Origin of the sequence: Sphingomonas sp. Leaf20 (genome assembly GCF_001421535.1) — a bacterium.
Classification (GTDB): domain Bacteria; phylum Pseudomonadota; class Alphaproteobacteria; order Sphingomonadales; family Sphingomonadaceae; genus Sphingomonas.
Window position 1 is genome coordinate 1 of sequence record NZ_LMKN01000010.1, and the last position, 14,991, is coordinate 14,991.

The window sequence follows — 14,991 nt, forward strand, 5'->3', positions numbered from 1 at the left end:
GCAATTGGGCGTCAGCGGTCATTCGATGCGACCGGCTTTGGAACGTCCAGAATGGTGGTTAGCGGTCGTTCCCGATCTGTCAGTAGACGATCGACATGTCCTGCTTCAGCGGCTTGGGCGGCGTTGGCGGACGCAAGCCGGCGGCGAGATAGTCGGCAGCTACCGGCTTGAGATTGAGGGCAGCTTGATAGCAGCCTTCCAGCGGCCGATCTGTGATCCCTGCCGCCTCCCAGAATTTCTGCCCAGCTGCGGTCGAGAGAGATTTCCGAACCTCCGCTATCTCAGAAGTTGATAGCCGTCGCGCTATCCCGTCCACCGCACATGCCGCAACCGCAGTGTCCAGCTGGCTTCGGTTCACGGGCACCTGGCGGGCGATCAGCGGCTTTAATCTGTCGTATGCACCCAGATAGATCTTGGTCACCGACAACTTCGGGCTCGGCTGCATGCCAACCATGAGGAGGGCTTGCCTCGTTGCTTCCGCCACGGCGCTATCAATCGCCTGCTGCTTCGTAAATTCCTCAACCCGCAAACTTGCGTGCCGCACTGATCGCAGTCATCCAGCCCTCCTTGAATATCAGCGTTTGTCTATNCACCGACAACTTCGGGCTCGGCTGCATGCCAACCATGAGGAGGGCTTGCCTCGTTGCTTCCGCCACGGCGCTATCAATCGCCTGCTGCTTCGTAAATTCYTCCGGTGGATGGTCCGCCCACAGCTGGATGGCTGCCGCAAGGCTGTCGGCCGGCGGTGCTGGCACGGGTGGGGACGGCAAGGCCTGCAAAASAATGGCGAGTAGCTGGAGCATTTACCGATGTTGCCATACCTAAGCCGATGTCCGCAATTGGGCGGCAGCGGAAGGGCTGCTTTTGACGCTCGTCCGCCCGGTCCGGCTTCTCACAGAGGCGAGAAGCCGGCGTAAGTTACACCTCGATGCCCTCTGACAAGGTCAAAGCGTCTTCCACATCAACGCCAAGATAGCGGACGGTATTCTCGATCTTGGCGTGGCCGAGCAGGATTTGCACCGCGCGAAGATTGCCTGACGCCTTGTAGATGATGGAAGCCTTGGTCCGCCGAAGCGAGTGGGTCCCATACTCTTCACGGCGCAGCCCTATGCCATTCACCCATTCGGCAACCAGCCGGGCGTACTGGCGCGTACTGAGCGGGCGGGCATGATCGGTGCGGCTAGGAAAGACATAGTCGGCGAGCGAACCACCTCGCCTCTCTAGCCATGCCAGCAAGCTTGCGCGGGCGTCCGCCATTAGCTCGAACTGCACCGGCCTGCCTGTTTTCGCCTGCACGACGATCGCACGGGTTCGGACATGGCCACCAAGGACGATATCGCCGATCCTCATCTTGACCACATCGCAACCACGCAGCTTGCTGTCGATCGCCAGGTCAAACAACGCTCGATCCCGTAGTCGCCGGTGCTGATCGAGGAAGAAGCGAATGGCCCAGACCTGTCGCGGCTTGAGTGCACGCTTGGCACCCACCTTGCGTCCGCCGTTCCAGGGGCGGCGTTCGCCTGCGATTGGATCGAACTCTGACGTACCCATAGCTTTCTCTCCGTGGCCATCATGGCCAAGGAGAGAACGGGCACGGGGTGGCATGGCTTTCCAGAGGGGGCATTTACTCTGGATTGATAGGTGCATTCGGCTTGGGCCGTGGTATTAGAATTGCAGCCGTTCCGCAGTCGCCCAAAGTCGGTCATTCGAGGCTTGTCCCGCCGATCCCCAAAGCCGCCGTTCGTGATGCGAAAATCAAAAGTTTTGCATCAAGTTTAATCGCTAGCGCTGGCTGCATTTCAGATCGATCGCACGCCGATCGAGGTCGCTGAGGGTTTCCCCGATCCTAGCGGATTCATTATCCCAGCAACGCTGCTTAGGCGTGCGATCGTCCCTCTGTTGGACGGGCACCACGTACACAGGATATGGAAAAACAGGCGTTTTGCTATCGGGGACGGCAGGCGCTGCCTGTTGAAACGATGAATTCGCCTTTGACGTATCCTGTGCCTGCAAGGATGCGATCAGGGCCATTCCGAACGTGATTATCGTTGCCATCATCACCGCGTCTCCCCGTTGCCGATCCGCTGAGTATGCACCTAGACTGGTGACGAATACCCTACGTAACGATTTAACCCTCAACCGCGACGCGATGCAGAAGTCACGGATTGCGCATCAGCCGACGAGCGGCAGGAAACCGCGGGCTTCGGCGATGCAAAACATTGATGCATCTGGGACACCCGTTCGGCCGGTTTCCTGGGGTCCGGCCTGCAAAACGGAAGGTCCGCTTTCCACCAATTCCGGACGTTCCGGGCCCGACCGCGTCGAATGGCCGCTAACGCCCAAATCCGGGCGTTTGGGCGTGCGGTCAGATCTCCCGATAGCCGCCATCCGTTAAGCTAGCTTACGAGCAGTAGTAGAAATCGCAGCGAGCGTCGCGCATCCATACTATCGACGTCGCCGGGTTAAGACAAATATACTGTTTCTATGAGCTCCGATAAGCCGCTGACGGCCCAAGATTTGAAGGACGAATTGGAAGTGTTACTACAACTCGCGGACAACCTCGGCCTCACGGTCGTTGGTGCGTTGCTAGCGTCCGCAATCGACGTGATCCCGATCGTTCGACATTGATATCATTCCTCCCCATCTCGACCATTTCGCCTCTAACCAATAAGCTGTGTCGTTGATCAAACCGCCTTTTTAAGCGGCTCCGGCAATTTGTTGTCCGGGAGCATATTCCGCAAATGCTGGTGCACCATTTGCTTGTTGAACGGCTTGGAGATGAATGTGGCCTTTTCAGGCATCTCGCCCGCTTTTGGTAGAACATGACCGGACGCGATCATGATTTCGATCGCCGGCCAGCGTTCGGCGACATGCCGTGCTAACGCAAAGCCGTTGGTGTCGCCGGGCATGTCGACGTCAGAGAACAGCAGTACTATGCTTTCCCAATTGTTGGCTAAGACCCGCTTCGCCTCGTCGCCATCCATGGCCTCGTAAAAGCGGAATCCGGCGTCTTCGAGGATAGCAGTCGTATCCATCATGATGAGCGGATCATCATCGACAACGAGGGCGTAAGGTACGGTTAAAAGGGTCATGGAGTTCTAACCCGCCCGCCATGGGCCGAGTTGCGGCCCGCGAGGATTTCTGCTCGTTTTTCTCGGAATACAACCGCGGCCTAACCGTATTTGCGGGCCATACCGGCGTCGTTCGCAGGCTGTTAACCCAGTAGTTTTGTCGCAATAGCTATCTTAGCCTACTGACATTAAAGAGCTAAAAACACGCAGCGTCCAACGACATAAGGCCCGTTGAGCGCGCGAACGGAGTGACGTGTGCGAGATATCCAGGAAGAAGCGCGGATCGTCCGCGAACTGACGCGCGGCGATAGCGGGTCTGACCCTTTCGCCTCGGCGGTGCGTGCAACGCGCATGCCGATGATCATTACCGACCCGCGGTTGCCTGATAATCCTATCGTGTTTGTGAACGATGCCTTCGGGAAGCTGACTGGCTATGCCCGCAGCGAGATCATGGGGCGCAACTGCCGGTTTCTGCAGGGACCGAACACGGACATGGCCGATGTAGGCCGCGTCCGAGACGCGATACGTGCGCGGGAGTCGATCGAACTCGACCTGCTGAACTACAAGAAGGACGGAACGCATTTCTGGAACCGGTTGCTGGTTTCACCCGTGTTCAACGACGATGGGGTGCTGCTTTATTTCTTCGCCTCGCAGTACGACGTCACTCTCGAGCGCGAACGCCTCGTTAGCCTTCAGCGCGATCGCGATGCCCTCGAAGCAGAGGTGGAACGGCGCATTGCCGAACTCCAGGAGAGCGAGCAGCGGCTCCAATTTGCGCTCGATGCCGGCCGCCTGGGGTCCTGGAGCATCAATCTCGATACGTATAGGCTGACAGCATCTGCCGAATGCAAGAGGATATGCGGTCGTGCACCGAACGATCCTCTGACCCTCGATAAACTGCGAGAGTCGATCCATCCCGAAGACCGGCAGATGCAGGTCGACGGCATAGAGCGCGCTGTGCGAGACCGATCGCTGCTGGACCTCGAGTACCGCTTGCGGACGCCGGCAGGCGAGGAGCGCTGGGTACAAATCCGGGGACAGGCGAGCTACCGCGCCGATGGCACACCCTTGGCAATCGTCGGGACGACCCAAGATGTGACCGCACGAAGGCGCGCTGAGGAGCATCGGACCCTTCTGGCCAACGAGCTAAGCCACAGAGTAAAGAATACGCTCGCGTCCCTGCAGGCGATCGTCTCGCAAACGATGCGCCGGGCAACCTCTGTGCAGGAGGCCGGAACGACGCTGGAAGCACGCATACACGCGATGTCGGCTGCGAATGACTTGCTAATCAGTGGCCGGTTCGAGAGCACATCCCTGCATGCGCTGGTTGAGCGCACGCTTTCCCCCTTCGGGGTGGAAGACGGTCAACGGTTTAAGCTTTCCGGGGAGGACCTTCAGCTCCCGCCCCGCCTTGTTGTCGCATTCGCGCTTGCCCTCCACGAGCTTGCAACCAACGCGGCAAAATACGGCGCGCTATCGACCGCCGATGGCGTGATTGATCTGAGCTGGAAGGTAATGGACGGCTGGCAGCCGCATGATCTCCACCTCACTTGGGTTGAGTCAGGAGGCCCATTGGTTGAACCGCCAACGCAAACCAGCTTTGGCACACAGCTCATTCAGCGTGTTTTGGCACACGAAACCGGTGGAACGGCTCGTATCTTATACCTTCCTGGCGGCGTCGTGTTCGAAGCCGTCGCACCGTTGGTCGACAGCGCCGACAACGACAACGAGCAGCGTAATAAAGCCGAAGAAAGGAACTAAGGGGCTGGCCTCTCACAAAGCACTAAGCACAGTGCTTTCGGCTTGGCGTTATAGCCCCTATCCGTTTTGCCACTGACGGGTGAACAACAGCCCGTCCCCACAGGGTAGCAAGAACGGACCGGCCACGGCCGGAGGACGACCGCGGCAAGGCATAAACGATACCCGTCATATTAGGCTCCGGCGGTTTTTGCCGTTTTGCTTCGACTTCCCAACCCGGCCATTTCCAAAATTCGATCCTCTTTGGGAAAGCCGACAGTTGCCCAATGTCTGCTATCGCCGCCCGCCTTCCCGAAAGCAGCCTGTCCGCTTTCCTCCCCATTCACGACATCCCTGACGGACGATCGTTCGCCAATATCAGGTCGCGCGGGGATGAACGAATGTCTGAAGTTGGGAAGCGCATAACGACTGCTGAATGTCGTCTTGTGGGTCAACGCCTAGGGGTGGCGTAGTGTCGTCGAAAGCACGAAGTTGCGGATGGGAATGGCAGCCGCCTGACTGTTGGCGCCCAAAGCCGCCCTTTGGATCACCGAGAAGGCCTGGGTTAGATCACGGACCAGGCGGACTTTTCTTTTTCGCGTTTTAGCCGCAAGGAACGGCTAGATGGCTCTCTCACCCGACTATTATTCTGTTCTAGGGGTGCCCTCGACGGCAAGTCGCGACACTATCCACGCCGCGTGGAAAGCGCTGCTCCGTCAATATCACCCCGATGCCAATCATGGAGCGGACGTTTCTGCTCGTGCGAAAGAGATCAACGAGGCGTATTCCGTTTTGGGGAAGAAGGAAGCACGCGCCGCCTATGATCGGTCGCAGATCAGGCCGTCTGCCCACCGATCGACTACGGACCGCCCGTTTCACCCCAGGAAAGCCGGCAGACGCCCGATGCGACTTAGCCCGTCGATGCAGCCCAGCGATAGCTTCTCGCAGCCGCTACAGCCGAACGAATGGCTGATGGGCCTTTTCCTGCTGATCCTTACCGCCGCACCGATCGCTACAATCCTGGTTCTGTGGAATGAGGAATCCGGATTGGCACCTACGGTTCGACGTAGCGTCACCGCTCATCCCGTGCCCGAGCCACCTGCAAAAGCCGTCCGCAGCTCATCGGGCACAAAACTCGGACTTCGACAGCCTGCTTCTTAAACTATTGCCCAGTCGCGACATTCGAGTTCGCAGAGTCAGGCGCGAAAAGTCGTCGTAACGCGGAGATGAACAAGCGGCCGAAGTTGGGAAGCTGGGAAGGGGGCGGGGACGTCTGCTTCTGGGTCATTGCAGACGAAGCAGACTCGCAATCTCCACTTACGGCTTTCAATTTTTTAACCGCCATATCGTCTGATTAACGCTCGACGTAGCATCCGGTCTTCCAGCGAGTAGTACAGCGCGATACGGTCGCCCTCCGCCACGCTCGACGCGGCAAACGCGATGTCGGTGGCCTCGCGGGTCAGCGCCGGTGGCGGCACGAGCAGCGGCTCGAGCCCACGCCCCGTCACCCGCGCGAAATCCGTACTGAAGCTGATCCAGCCGATCCGCCAGCGCGCGTCGTGCGTCGCGCCGTTGTAAAACATCACCGGATCTTGCCCCGTCGCCTGCCAGATAGGCCCGGTCGACAGATGCCAGTTGTCCCAGCTGTCCTCGCGGATGCCGAAAGGGTCGGGGAGGACAGTCCAAGGACCCTTCGGGGTCGGCCCGCCCGCCACGCCGATCCGCGACGCGCCCTTGGCCGCATATTCGTAAAACAGGCGCCAATCTCCGGCCGCAGTCTGTGCGAGCGTCGCTTCCTTGATATTGCCTTCGCCGGGTGGTGCCTTCAGCACCAAATCTTCCTTGACCAGCGCGGTCAGGTCGGGCCCCGCAGCTAAAATCATGCATCCCTGCGCGCGCGCAGCGTCCACGCCGGTATAATAGACGAGATATTCGTCGCCGGCCACGAGCACGGTCGGATCCTCGCATCCGCCCATGTCCTCAGCACCCGGCCCGGGTGTGATTGCGAGCCCCGGATCCATAGTGAAGGCCAGCCCGTCGCGGCTCTCTCCGCGCGCAATGATACCGGTCGGATCGCTGGGCCCGAGCGGATGCGGCACGCCGCGAACCATGATCCGGTAGAGATTGCCTTCCCTCCAGACGAACGGGCTCATCATGTCCATGCCGTCGATCACAGACGTAGCGGAGTTGGTCACCGTGTCGAGCTGCTCGACCGCATAGGCGATCGTCATGCGCCTTGCGCCACAGTCAATGACAGCCCGCCGTCGATCGTTACCGTGGTGCCGGTGATATAGTCCGCGGCCGGCGACAGCAGGAAAGCGACCAGCGCCGCGACCTCATCGGGCCGACCGGCGCGCTTCCAAGGGATTGCCGCCTCTTTCGCCGCCAGCTCGTCCGGATGATCCAGTGCGGATTGATTCATCGGCGTAAGGATCATCCCAGGCGCGACGCCATTCACCGCAATGCCCTTCGGCGCCAGCTCTAGTGCAAGCGTGGCCGTCAACTGCGACAGGCCGCCCTTAGCCGAGTCGTAATCGACGCCGCCCGGTCGCGGCGCGCGTTCGTGAATCGACGATATGTTGACGATCCGCCCCTTGGCGTTCTTTGCCTCGAGCGCGCGCACCATTCGTCGGCAGGTGAGGAACGGGCCATAGAGATCGGAACGGATGACCCGGTCGAACTGCGTAAGTTCCATGTTGACGAGCATAACGCCACTCATGTTCAAGCCGGCCGAATTGACCAGAAGGCTGACCGTGCCGAACGTTTTTTCGGCCTCCGCGAACAGTCGTTCGACCGCGGCTTCATCACTGACATCAACTTGCACCGCGATCGCGCGGTTGGACCCACCGATCGAGGTGCAGACCGCCTGCGCCGCGGCGGCATCCTTCAAATAGGTGATCACAACGCGGGCCCCGGCGTCGCCCAACAACTTGGCGCAGGCCGCGCCAATGCCGGATTCACCGCCGGTGACGATAGCAATCTGATTGTCGAACATGGTCATCACCGCTGAACCTGCGGCGTGACCTCGAGTTGCATGAATTCGCTGCCATAAAAGTACCTTTCGCCTGCGCGGCTGGAGCGCGCGTATTTCAAACTGGGTAACTCGGGTTCTGGATGCCCACTTATCGCCGATGAACGGACGTCCGGTTTCATGAAGGGGCGATTGACCTGTGACTGACCGGGACTGGGTCTGGCAGGAAGCCGTAGGGCAGGGGGTGATCACCCATTTGCTGCCGTTCGATCATAGTCGTGGCGCGCCGAGAAGTAGAGGCTAGGCAGACCATCTCGACCCGCATCCGCATCTATGCGACGAAGACCGTTCAACGGCTTCTCGTCACGAGGTCTGTTCGTAGATCCAGTCAGCTGGTCTTTTTAAAGACCTGCTTATAGACGATCGGCGTAGAAAGCAGTGGACTGATGATAGTGGTATTCTCCACCAAATCCTGGCCGACACTATGGTATTTTGAGGTTCGCTCGCTGTCGTCGCCGCGGAATGTCAGAGCGACGGTTTCACCATCAGCTTTTACCGATACATCGTAAACAAGCTCCGGGATGAGCTTCCACGTGATCGGATCTCCGCCTATCCAAACTACGATAGGTGTTTTGGCATCATAGGCGAGGCCGACTCGACCTCCTGCAGTGGAAATTCTAATCCTATTTACCGCAATGGACTTGCGGAGCCTCATCCGAACACGAGGGCGCTTGTCGTCGGAAATGGTGGCGGTAGCGCTGTCGATCACTTTGAAAGCGTTGTCACTCCGCGAAGTGTCCAGTTCATAGATGCCTGAAACCACAGCTTGCGCCGGGCTCGCCGAGCCTGAGGTAGAACTCAACATGGCAACTGCAATCGCCGCCAATAAAGTATGATGACGCATCACACGCTCCTCGAATTTCCCTGCTCGTGGGTACGGGGGTAGCGACGATGCGGGTGAGCGCATAGGTGCTACCCTAACTATCGGATCGAAGGACTCCCTTCCCCATCACGACATTCGGCAGTGGATAGCCGGCCTCCAAATCGGTCATTCGCAAAGATTAACCAGCGTCCGAAGTTGGGAAGCTGGGGAAGGGACGTGAGCGTCCGCTTCTGGGTCTTCGATGCCAAGGAGCGTATGGCGCATGTCTACGACAACCGATGGTACGAGCAGTTCGCGATGAGCGCCGACGTTGCATGCGCATTTCCAATTCACGTGTCTAAAGGCCTAGCGGACGCAACTCGCGAATGAGTTCGATCAAAAGTTTCAGGCCAGTCGGCACTTGGCGACGGCTGGAATAATAGATGTGGTATGCCGGGCCCATCGTTGACCAGTCCTCTAGCACCGGGCGTAGTTCTCCGCGCGCGATATAGGGGGCGAAGGTTGCCTCCATGCCGTACATAAGTCCGGTCCCCGCGAGCGCCATGGCCAGCATCGCGCGCCCCCCGTTGACGAGGACCTTGCTCGCGACGGGGACCGAGAATTCGCCCTCGGGGCCTTCGAATTCCCAGCGGTAGATATGCGCATTTCCGAGGCGGACGCCGAGACAATGGTGGTGTTCCAAATCCGACGGGTGCTGCGGAACGCCGAACTTCTCGAGATAGGCGGGGGATGCGACGACTATCCAGCGAAGCTCGCCCGAAAGACGTTGCGCCACCATGTCCTCGGGCACCGTTCCGGCGTAACGGATCCCGGCGTCGAAGCCATCTTCGATGACGTCGGTCATCTGGTCCCGCGCGGCGATGTCGATCTCGATATCGGGATACCGCTCGATGAAGATCGGCATGACCGGCGCGAGCAATAAGGGCGCCGCTTCGGCGGCGACGTTCAGACGAACCCGCCCGGTTGGCGCGTCGCGATAGCGGTTGAGGCTCTCGACAGCCTGATCGATCGTGCCGAACGGCTCAGCCACCTTGTCTCGCAACTCCTCGCCAGCGGCAGTCAGGGTGACGCTCCGGTTCGTGCGGTGGAGGAGGCGGACGCCGAGCCGTGCCTCGAGCCCCTTCAAGGCATGGCTGAGCGCCGATGCGCTGACCCCGAGTTCGAGCCCGGCGAGCCTGAAACTTCGATGTCGGGAGATTGCCAGGAAGTAAGTCAGGTCGGCGAGATCGGATCGGCTGGTCGGCATAGTGTATCCTGGGCTCTATGGTTTAGCCTCGCAAGCGATCGACGGGCGACTGCGGGATCGGCAGGGGCGTCCTCCCTCGAAGGATCAGCGTTCGGTCGGAGGAGCGACGCGCTGTCGAATTGTAACCTTCACGGCACCGGGGCTCGCGAGATCGGCGTAAGGGCCGTCGATCCGACCGAGGATCACGAGGCCGGGAGAGTGCGGGCCGTCCTTGTGGTAAAGCGCGATGTTCCCCCACGGCGCGTAATAGCCGATCTCTCCGGCGCGCGGCGTGACCGCGGCCGGGGCGCCGTCGCGGGTCAGCGGTCGGGGCAAAGTGGCGACCTTTTCCGTCGCTGCATAATCGGTCAGCGTCAGGTCGAGCGGCAGCTGCGCGAGGAAATCGCGTGCCGAGGGGGAGTCCGCAATCTGCGCAGTCCACTGACGCGTCCCGGCATCGATTTCGATAGTCGTCATTGTTCGTGTCTCTCGCGCGCTGTTTGCATAGGATATCAAGGCGTTGCTTGCCTTCGCGGTCGCTGCTGGTTGGCCGCATGCCGTCAGCAGAGCCAACAGACAGAGAAGGGGGCGTCCTGCCTCGATAGCGCGCATCGTCACCTTCCCCTTACGCCCGCATGGCACGCGACCGCCGGATCATCGCCAAGCTGAAGCAGCAAGCCGTGGCGTCGCGGTTTGGTCGCCAGCGTATCGGCAAGGGCGGCTTCAAGCGCGGCGATCCTCGGCCGGCACGTGTGTCTATCTTGATCTAACCGCCGCCCCCGACCCGAACAACACGGTCTTGCGTTGATGCCATGATGAGCGGCGCTCAGCGTGCGACGGTGTCCGCGCCACGTAACGGCCGTCATGACGCCTGCTCATCCGGGCGTTGAGCAGCCGCCATGCCGCGATTGCGCGGGCGGATCGTAGGACAGTCTTCTCCCATCGATCGGGCACGTCGCTCGTCCGGCGATCGCACAAAGGTGAAGTCTTGGATATCGAACCACAGGCGCGCGCCGAGCGCGATACGCTCCCCGTTGGCGCGCTCATCCTGCTCGCGCTGACCGGGTTCACCGCGATCGTGACCGAGACGCTCCCCGCAGGTCTGTTGCCCCAGGTCGCCGATGATCTGAACATTTCGCGCGCGCTCGCCGGCCAGATGGTGACGGTCTATGCCGTCGGATCGGTGATGGCGGCCATTCCGCTCGTCAGTCTCACGCAGAGCTATGCGCGCAACCCACTCCTGCTCGCGGCAATCTTCGGCCTGCTGGTGTTCGATGTCGTGACCGCGCTCTCCCACAGCTATGCGGTAACGCTCGTCGCGCGGTTTGCGGCGGGCGTTTCCGCCGGGCTCGGCTGGGGCATCCTCGGAGGCTATGCGCGCCGGTTGGTAGTGGATCGGTTGAAGGGCCGCGCGCTCGCACTGGCGATGATCGGCACCCCGCTGGCGCTGTCGGTCGGCGTGCCGCTGGGCACGTTCGCGGGCGGGGCGATCGGCTGGCGGATCGCGTTCCTGGTGCTAGCCGCGCTCGCGCTATGCCTGGCCGGGGCGGTCGCGTGGAAGATGCCGGACAGCGCCGGCCAGCCGCCCGAGCGCAAGCTGTCGAACCTGGCCGTGCTGCGGATGCCGGGCGTGGCGCCGATCCTTGCCACCGCGTTCGCTTGGGTGACGGCGCATTACATCCTCTACACCTATGTCGCGCCGTACGCGGAATGGGCCGGCGACGGTAGCCGGGTGAGCTTGCTCCTGCTGGTGTTCGGATGCGCCGCGCTCGCAGGGATCTGGATCGCGGGTGCCGCTGTGGACCGCCACCTGCGCCTCCACGTCCTCGCCAGCCTCGCGGTGTTCGCCGCTGCGACTGCGGTGCTCGGCTTTCTGCCGCACAGCAACAGCGTCATCCTTGTCGGCGTCGTCCTGTGGGGCCTGACGTTCGGCGGGGCTGCGACCTCGATCCAGACGGCGGCCTCCGACGCGGCGGGCGAGGGCGTCGATATCGTCGGCGCCATGCTGACGACGGTCTGGAACGTGAGCATCGCGTGCGGCGGCGCGGTCGGCGCGCTGATCTATCGCAGCGCAGGTGTCGTTGCGTTTTTCCCCGCGATGCTGGCCTTGCTGGGCGTCGCCTTCGCCATTGCCTACGCCGCTTCAGCCAACGGCTTCACGCTGGGTGCTCGAACCGAACATTGACGCGATGGCGGCTGCGTGCACGCTATAGCGTACCGGCGTGGACGACCGCAGCCGCGCCCCTCGCAACGCAGCTGCAGATCTGTCGCGTCACGCGATTTCCGGCAGGCCTGCGAAGTGCTTGTCGAGCGTCACCGGATATTCGCGCACCCGAACGCCGGTCGCGTTGTACACCGCGTTGGCGATCGCCGGCGCGACGCCGACCAAACCCAGCTCGCCGACCCCCTTTGCCTTCAACGGCGACATCGTCGCATCGACCTCGTCGATGAAATGCGCGTCGAGATGCGGGACGTCGGCGTGGACGGGCACCTCGTAGCCGGCAAGGTCGTGATTGACGAAGAAGCCGAAGCGGGTGTCGACGGCCATTTCCTCCATCAGTGCGGCGCCGATCCCCATCGTCATCCCCCCGATCACCTGGCTGCGCGCCGTGATCGGGTTGAGGATACGCCCGGCGGCGCAGACCGCCAGCATCCGTCGGACGCGGACCGCGCCGGTATAGGCATCCACTCCAACCTCGGCAAAATGCGCGCCGACGGTCTGCTGCGCATACTCCTTGTTCAGGTCGCCAAATTCCATGACATCCTCGGCGACGATCTCGCCGTCCCTGGCGGCATCGGCCAGCGGGACCGAACGGCCCGCCGAACTGACGCGCCCGTCCGCGAACGTCACGTCGGTCGTGTTGAAGCCCATCCGCTGCGCCACCAATTCGCGCAGCTTCGCGCACGCGGCATATACGCCAGCCGTAGCCGACGCGGCACCCGCCTGGCCGCCCGAGCCGGGTGTTTCGGGGAAGGTGGAATCGCCGAGCTTGGCGGTCACCCGTTCGAGCGGAACGCCCATCATCTCGGCGGCGGTCTGCGCGACAATCGTGTAGCTGCCCTGGCCGATGTCGGTCATGTCGGTCTCGACCGTGACGTGTCCGTCCTTGCCCAGTCGCACGCGGGCGCCGGCCTTCATGATCGGTGCTCCACGGATCGCGCTGGCGACGCCCATGCCGATCAGCCACTTGCCTTCGCGACGGCTGCCGGGTTTGGCGACCCGCGCATTCCAGCCGAACCGGTCCGCGCCCTCTTTCAGGCACTGCACGAACGGCCGGGTGGAGAATTTGCGCTCGGGCTTCGAAGGGTCGACCTGCGTGTCGTTAGCGATCCGCAGAGCGACCGGATCCATTTCGAGCTTTTCCGCAAGCTCGTCCATCGCGACTTCCAGCGCCATCATCCCCGGGGCCTCGCCCGGCGCGCGCATGGCGTTGCCCTCGGCGAGATCGAGAGGGCTGAGATAGCGCCGCAACTGGCGGTTCTCGCCGGCATACATCAACTGCGTCGGCAGGTTGGTGGGCTCGGTGCGGCCACCCGCCAGGTTGCCCGACCAGCTATCGTGACCGATGGCAACGAGACGGCCGTCCTTGCCGGCGCCCAGTCGAACGCGCTGGATCGTCTTGGGGCGGTGAATGGTATTGTTGAACATCAGCGGGCGTTGCAGCACGACCTTGACCGGACGGCCCGATACCCGCGCGGCGATCGCCGCGAGTGCCAGATCGCTCTGCGTCGTGCCCTTGCCGCCAAAGCCGCCGCCGATGAAGGGGGAATGCAGGCGGATATTTTCTTTTGGCGTGCCGATGATGAGGCCCAGGTCGCGACAGCCCCAGTTCATCGCCTGAATCGACGTCCAGCAGGTGAGCTTGTCACCATCCCACCGCGCAATACTCGCATGGGGTTCCATCATCGCATGCGCCTGATCGGGGACCGTATAAGATTCGTCGACCTTGACCGGCGCGCTGGCAAACGCGCTTGCGAAGTTGCCGACCGACGCGTTCGTCGAACCACCGAACGGTTCCTCCGGCGCGATCGGGGCCGATGATTTTTGCGCGGCCAGATCGAAGCGCCCCTTCCCGCGCGCATACGTGACGCGGATCAGCGACGCCGCCGCGCGCGCCTGTTCGAAGGTGTCGGCGACGACGACCGCGACCGCCTGATGATAATGATCGACCATCGGGCCGGCCAGAATGCGCTGGGTGTAGAACTCGCCCTTGCCGATCGGGCCCGAATTTTCATAGGTGACGATCGCACGGACGCCGGGCGCGGCATGTGCCGCCGCGGTATCGATGCGGTCGATGCGTCCCTTGCCGATCGCTGCACCCAGGATGTAGCCATGGGCCGCATCTGGCGCGAAATCGTGATGCTCGGCGGCGTAGCGTGCCGTGCCGGTCGTCTTCAGGGGACCTTCGACGCGCGTGTGTGCGCGTCCGACCACGGTCAGGCGGTCGATTGGAGTCGTGCCCGCAGGCGTGTCGAACTTCATGCACTCGTCTCCAGATCGGCCAGGAACTGGTCGTGCGTCATCGGCTTGGAGAACATCGGGAAGTTCTTCGTGACCGCAGCGTGCTGCTCTTCGGGGCTCAGCGTCGCCGTGCAGTCGGTCAGCGTGACGACGCGGAAGCCGCGTTCGTACGCCGAGCGCATGGTCGATTCGACGCAGCAATTTGTCAGGAACCCGGCGATCGCCAGATCGGTGATGCCACGCTGACGCAGGATGAAGTCGATATTGGTGCTCGCGAAGCAATCGAGGCCCCGCTTGCCCTCGATCACGATGTCGCCGTCGACCGGTGCCATCGCATCGGCAATCGCCGCGCCCCAGCTGTCTTTCCGGAACGCGTTAGCCTGCTTGATGCCGGCGAGGATACCGTAAGGATCGGACGGGATCTCCGGATAACCCTCCGCGAAGGTGATTGGCGCGTGCATCACGGTCACGCCCTGCGCGCGCGCTCGTTCGACGACGGCCCGGCTGTGCGCCAGCATGTCGGTGTCGGCCATCACCGCCTTCACCGCATCATGCTGGGCGCCGCCTTCGCTGACGAAGTCGTTCTGGTACTCGATCAGCAACAGGGCGGTCTTTTCGGGTATCATCATCTTGTCTCCCATT

General features: G+C 61.8%; 14 protein-coding genes. 4 read left to right on the forward strand and 10 right to left on the reverse strand.

Going from position 1 to position 14,991, the window contains the following annotated elements; translation table 11 throughout:
* Window positions 1-79: 79 nt before the first annotated feature.
* The 3 genes from ASE72_RS17025 to ASE72_RS17040 form a co-directional block, all read right to left on the reverse strand.
* Entirely contained in the window at window positions 80-421 is a 342-nt protein-coding gene (locus ASE72_RS17025; protein ID WP_156350601.1) for a hypothetical protein, read from the reverse strand.
* Window positions 422-918: 497 nt separating this feature from the next.
* Window positions 919-1,551 (reverse strand): tyrosine-type recombinase/integrase, encoded by a 633-nt coding sequence (locus tag ASE72_RS17035; RefSeq protein ID WP_031393996.1) that lies wholly within the window; start codon window positions 1,549-1,551, stop codon window positions 919-921.
* A gap of 1,133 nt (window positions 1,552-2,684) precedes the next feature.
* Window positions 2,685-3,092, reverse strand: a complete 408-nt coding sequence (locus ASE72_RS17040; RefSeq protein WP_056024428.1) for a response regulator — start codon at window positions 3,090-3,092, stop codon at window positions 2,685-2,687.
* Between the two features lie 234 nt (window positions 3,093-3,326).
* Here ASE72_RS17040 and ASE72_RS17045 point away from each other — a divergent pair, with 234 nt between their 5' ends.
* Window positions 3,327-4,832, forward strand: a complete 1,506-nt coding sequence (locus ASE72_RS17045; protein WP_056024432.1) for a PAS domain-containing protein — start codon at window positions 3,327-3,329, stop codon at window positions 4,830-4,832.
* A gap of 600 nt (window positions 4,833-5,432) precedes the next feature.
* Window positions 5,433-5,969, forward strand: a complete 537-nt coding sequence (locus ASE72_RS19785; protein ID WP_082446242.1) for a J domain-containing protein — start codon at window positions 5,433-5,435, stop codon at window positions 5,967-5,969.
* Window positions 5,970-6,142: 173 nt separating this feature from the next.
* On the opposite strand, the gene ASE72_RS17050 is transcribed toward ASE72_RS19785, so the two are convergent.
* From ASE72_RS17050 to ASE72_RS17070, 5 genes are all read right to left on the reverse strand, one after another.
* Window positions 6,143-7,039, reverse strand: coding sequence for a glycosidase (locus tag ASE72_RS17050; RefSeq protein WP_056024435.1), 897 nt, complete (start codon window positions 7,037-7,039; stop codon window positions 6,143-6,145).
* Window positions 7,036-7,803 carry a glucose 1-dehydrogenase gene (locus tag ASE72_RS17055; RefSeq protein WP_056024811.1) on the reverse strand — a complete coding sequence of 256 codons (768 nt, stop codon included), beginning with the start codon at window positions 7,801-7,803 and terminating at the stop codon, window positions 7,036-7,038. Before ASE72_RS17055 ends, ASE72_RS17050 begins: the two co-directional genes overlap by 4 nt.
* A gap of 364 nt (window positions 7,804-8,167) precedes the next feature.
* Entirely contained in the window at window positions 8,168-8,683 is a 516-nt protein-coding gene (locus ASE72_RS17060) for a hypothetical protein (protein ID WP_156350603.1), read from the reverse strand.
* A gap of 316 nt (window positions 8,684-8,999) precedes the next feature.
* Entirely contained in the window at window positions 9,000-9,908 is a 909-nt protein-coding gene (locus ASE72_RS17065) for a LysR family transcriptional regulator (protein WP_056024441.1), read from the reverse strand.
* Window positions 9,909-9,992: 84 nt separating this feature from the next.
* Entirely contained in the window at window positions 9,993-10,364 is a 372-nt protein-coding gene (locus tag ASE72_RS17070; RefSeq protein ID WP_056024445.1) for a cyclophilin-like fold protein, read from the reverse strand.
* A gap of 158 nt (window positions 10,365-10,522) precedes the next feature.
* Between ASE72_RS17070 and ASE72_RS21075 the strand changes: the two genes are divergently transcribed.
* Both ASE72_RS21075 and ASE72_RS17075 read left to right on the forward strand, forming a co-directional pair.
* Window positions 10,523-10,657 carry a hypothetical protein gene (locus ASE72_RS21075; protein WP_261362621.1) on the forward strand — a complete coding sequence of 45 codons (135 nt, stop codon included), beginning with the start codon at window positions 10,523-10,525 and terminating at the stop codon, window positions 10,655-10,657.
* A 218-nt stretch (window positions 10,658-10,875) separates the two neighbouring features.
* Window positions 10,876-12,072: an MFS transporter gene (locus ASE72_RS17075; RefSeq protein ID WP_200916367.1), complete on the forward strand. Its 1,197-nt coding sequence runs from the start codon at window positions 10,876-10,878 to the stop codon at window positions 12,070-12,072.
* An 87-nt stretch (window positions 12,073-12,159) separates the two neighbouring features.
* On the opposite strand, the gene paoC is transcribed toward ASE72_RS17075, so the two are convergent.
* Together paoC and ASE72_RS17085 are read right to left on the reverse strand one after the other, a co-directional pair.
* On the reverse strand, window positions 12,160-14,370 hold the full coding sequence (paoC, locus tag ASE72_RS17080) for an aldehyde oxidoreductase molybdenum-binding subunit PaoC (RefSeq protein WP_056024446.1): 2,211 nt from the start codon (window positions 14,368-14,370) through the stop codon (window positions 12,160-12,162).
* Window positions 14,367-14,975 carry a cysteine hydrolase family protein gene (locus tag ASE72_RS17085; protein ID WP_056024818.1) on the reverse strand — a complete coding sequence of 203 codons (609 nt, stop codon included), beginning with the start codon at window positions 14,973-14,975 and terminating at the stop codon, window positions 14,367-14,369. The genes paoC and ASE72_RS17085 overlap by 4 nt, the downstream gene beginning before the upstream one ends.
* Window positions 14,976-14,991: the final 16 nt, after the last annotated feature.

Coding starts and splice junctions, on each gene's coding strand:
- ASE72_RS17035 (WP_031393996.1), bottom strand. CDS start 1,551: ATGGGTACGTCAGAGTTCGATCCAATCGCAGGCGAACGCCGCCCCTGG.
- ASE72_RS17040 (WP_056024428.1), bottom strand. CDS start 3,092: ATGACCCTTTTAACCGTACCTTACGCCCTCGTTGTCGATGATGATCCG.
- ASE72_RS19785 (WP_082446242.1), top strand. CDS start 5,433: ATGGCTCTCTCACCCGACTATTATTCTGTTCTAGGGGTGCCCTCGACG.
- ASE72_RS17050 (WP_056024435.1), bottom strand. CDS start 7,039: ATGACGATCGCCTATGCGGTCGAGCAGCTCGACACGGTGACCAACTCC.
- ASE72_RS17055 (WP_056024811.1), bottom strand. CDS start 7,803: ATGTTCGACAATCAGATTGCTATCGTCACCGGCGGTGAATCCGGCATT.
- ASE72_RS17060 (WP_156350603.1), bottom strand. CDS start 8,683: ATGCGTCATCATACTTTATTGGCGGCGATTGCAGTTGCCATGTTGAGT.
- ASE72_RS17065 (WP_056024441.1), bottom strand. CDS start 9,908: ATGCCGACCAGCCGATCCGATCTCGCCGACCTGACTTACTTCCTGGCA.
- ASE72_RS17070 (WP_056024445.1), bottom strand. CDS start 10,364: ATGACGACTATCGAAATCGATGCCGGGACGCGTCAGTGGACTGCGCAG.
- ASE72_RS21075 (WP_261362621.1), top strand. CDS start 10,523: ATGGCACGCGACCGCCGGATCATCGCCAAGCTGAAGCAGCAAGCCGTG.
- paoC (WP_056024446.1), bottom strand. CDS start 14,370: ATGAAGTTCGACACGCCTGCGGGCACGACTCCAATCGACCGCCTGACC.
- ASE72_RS17085 (WP_056024818.1), bottom strand. CDS start 14,975: ATGATACCCGAAAAGACCGCCCTGTTGCTGATCGAGTACCAGAACGAC.